This is a genomic window from Janthinobacterium sp. BHSEK, from assembly GCF_056174685.1.
The window spans coordinates 1-2,395 of record NZ_JBWBYV010000237.1; the positions used below are offsets into that span (position 1 = coordinate 1).

The window sequence follows — 2,395 nt, forward strand, 5'->3', positions numbered from 1 at the left end:
CCCCCTGGCTGACCTGGCGCGCACCCTGCGCCGCGACGAGCGCACCGTGCGCGACTGGCTCAGCGCGAAACAGCGCGTGCCCTGGTGGGTTCCCGAATACATGCGCCTGCGCCAGATGGAGCAAGCCGACATTCGGCGCCAGATGAACATGGCGGCCCTTGGCCCGCGCCTGGGCATTGTCCGCGATAACGTCATCGAACTGGCCGTGCGCCGCCCAAAGAAAAAGCCGCAGGTCACAGACTTGCGGCTTGATGATTTCGACCCGATCCAGCTGGCAAACTAGCTCCTGTACGCCATCGGGTACCGATCATTCAGCACGTTGGCCGCCTTGTGCTGCTTATACATGAAGTACGCGGCCACGGCGGCGGCCAGTATCAGCATGTGTTTCTGGCTCAAGCCGCTCATGCCTTGGTTCCTTCACGGATGGCGCCGGCCAGCGCGCCGGCCACGCCCGCCAAGCCTTGCGCGCAGATATGGAACGGCGGCGGCAGGAACGGCGACACGGACAGCGCCACGGCCGCCACGCCCGCCCAGGTGGACGCCTCTTTAAAACTATCGAAAAATCGTTTCATTTCATCCCTTAGTAAATGGTGTTGCCCTTGTCATCCTTGATGGTCAGGCTATTTTGTGTGACGAACTTTTGCAGCTTTGGAAACCGGGACAGGATGAAGGCCGCCACCAGCAGCCCGCCCAGGACGATCAGCGCTTCACGCGCGACTTGCGGCCCCGTAGGGATAATGCTTTTCAGGTTCAAAAGAAACTCCCGATAAATTTGCTGGCCGGGCATGCGAAGCTGGCGTCCCAGGTGCGGCCCTCGGCCAGCGCTTTCTCGCATTCCGTCATATCGGTGCGCGGGATGCCAATTTGATCGCCAATACCGAGTGCAACACCACCGACAACACCGCCAGCCAGATTAGCAGCCGCCTCACCGACAGCGATTCCCACATCCGCAGCCGCACCCTTTTTTTTTACCAGCACCAGAAGCGCCAGGGCCGCCACTGCCACGCCGATCAGCATGAACTTGCTTTCTCCTAACATCAGTTCCACCAGCCTTTCACCACGATGCTGTCCGGCTGCGTGCCGCCCAGGCGTGGGCTCGTGATCGTAGACAAGTAGTCCTTGCCGCCATACGTCCAGTCGTTCGTCGTGCCGCTCAGCAGCCCGGCCAGGCCGAACGATCCCAAGGCCGTATTCTGGTCATACGGCGCGCCTTGCATCGGGTTATAGCTTGTGCCGATCTGGCCGTTTAGGATGGGCGACAGCGCGCCAGCGGCTCCGCCGACGCTCTTGCCCGGCTTGAATTGCGTGTACAGCGCGTAGCCCAGTGCCACGACCGCCACGCCCATGACCAAATCTTGAATATCGTTCTTGTTCATGCCAGTTGGCCCCCTGCGTTGAGATATTCGGCCTGCAACTTTGCGAGTGACTCCTCGCGCTGGCCGTAGCCGGCGCCAGGCAGCGACGCCCACTCTTTTTTGCACTTCTCGACGGCGGCGGCAAACTGGCCGTTCATCGCCAGGCGCAGGCCGCCGCGCTGGCGAATCAGTTCGATACAAGCCAGGTCTTGACTGGCCGGGCTGAAATCTGGCAGGCCCAGCTTCGCCTGCACGCCGTCCCATGTGCGACGAATCATCTGGTAGGCGCCGGCAGCGCTGGAATAGTCATTGATGCGCGGTATCCAGACCTTCACACGTGGATGGTCTGAAAAGTCATTGAACAGGCCGCCGCCCACGATCGTACGGAATCCGTCCGGTCCCGTAGTGCCCTCGCCTACGCGAATGGACCACATGAACGCGGCCAGGTTGCGGCCCTGCTGTTCTGGTGAAACGCTTGAATTCATATCGGTAAATTCCTGAAAAAGTGCATCGGCCTGGTCAAGCAGATCAGGCGCCTCGTATGCCGTGTCGCCGTCATCCGCCCCGCCCTGCCCGGCCTGCCGCATGAGCAGCAGGGCGGCGGCACCGGCCACCAGCAAAATGACGTACTGGCGATCCATCAATCGAATTCGTAGTGCAGGTTGTCGAGCGAAAGGAAGTTTTCAGCCCCCAACACCCCCGCCCCGTCGTTGATAGTCAGCTTGCCCGCTTCCAGCTTGACCGACACGACGCCATCGACGTTTGTTGCAGAGCGGGCGGCGGCAACGAGGCGTATTTTCTCAGCTGGCAACAGATACGGCGGCAACGTGATGACGTCCGCCGATGGCGATCCTGTCGGCTTGACCATGCCCTTGAGCGTCGCGCCATAGTTGTGCATGCGTACGGCCAGCGTGGAATACCCGTCCACCATCTGTTGCCACCCCGCCGTCATCGCTGGCGGATTGAGTACAAACCGCGTTGCCACGCCAATTGTTTCTTCGCGCCCGATCAGGATGCGGGCCGTGTTCTCAATCGAGTAC

General features: G+C 61.2%; 7 protein-coding genes and 1 pseudogene. 1 reads left to right on the forward strand and 7 read right to left on the reverse strand.

Annotated elements, in window-relative coordinates:
- Positions 1–283 (forward strand): annotated as a pseudogene (locus tag AC0V2Y_RS28680) (hypothetical protein); the annotation flags it as partial.
- Here the strand turns inward: AC0V2Y_RS28680 and AC0V2Y_RS28685 are convergent.
- The 7 genes from AC0V2Y_RS28685 to AC0V2Y_RS28715 all read right to left on the reverse strand — a co-directional run.
- Complete coding sequence (locus AC0V2Y_RS28685) at positions 280–405, reverse strand: hypothetical protein (protein ID WP_285817012.1); 126 nt, start codon at positions 403–405, stop codon at positions 280–282. The pseudogene AC0V2Y_RS28680 and the gene AC0V2Y_RS28685 overlap by 4 nt on opposite strands.
- The gene (locus tag AC0V2Y_RS28690) at positions 402–572 is read right to left on the reverse strand and encodes a hypothetical protein (RefSeq protein WP_475417768.1); all 171 of its coding nucleotides are present in this window, start codon (positions 570–572) and stop codon (positions 402–404) included. The genes AC0V2Y_RS28685 and AC0V2Y_RS28690 overlap by 4 nt, the downstream gene beginning before the upstream one ends.
- Positions 573–580: 8 nt before the next feature.
- Positions 581–754, reverse strand: a complete 174-nt coding sequence (locus tag AC0V2Y_RS28695) for a hypothetical protein (RefSeq protein WP_219137056.1) — start codon at positions 752–754, stop codon at positions 581–583.
- Positions 751–1,047, reverse strand: coding sequence for a hypothetical protein (locus AC0V2Y_RS28700; protein ID WP_475417769.1), 297 nt, complete (start codon positions 1,045–1,047; stop codon positions 751–753). The genes AC0V2Y_RS28695 and AC0V2Y_RS28700 overlap by 4 nt, the downstream gene beginning before the upstream one ends.
- Positions 1,038–1,376 (reverse strand): hypothetical protein, encoded by a 339-nt coding sequence (locus tag AC0V2Y_RS28705; RefSeq protein WP_475417770.1) that lies wholly within the window; start codon positions 1,374–1,376, stop codon positions 1,038–1,040. Before AC0V2Y_RS28705 ends, AC0V2Y_RS28700 begins: the two co-directional genes overlap by 10 nt.
- Complete coding sequence (locus AC0V2Y_RS28710; protein WP_475417771.1) at positions 1,373–1,996, reverse strand: glycoside hydrolase family 24 protein; 624 nt, start codon at positions 1,994–1,996, stop codon at positions 1,373–1,375. The genes AC0V2Y_RS28705 and AC0V2Y_RS28710 overlap by 4 nt, the downstream gene beginning before the upstream one ends.
- A partial coding sequence (locus tag AC0V2Y_RS28715) for a hypothetical protein (RefSeq protein ID WP_475418480.1) occupies positions 1,996–2,395 on the reverse strand: 400 nt, incomplete at its 5' end. The genes AC0V2Y_RS28710 and AC0V2Y_RS28715, both read right to left, overlap by 1 nt.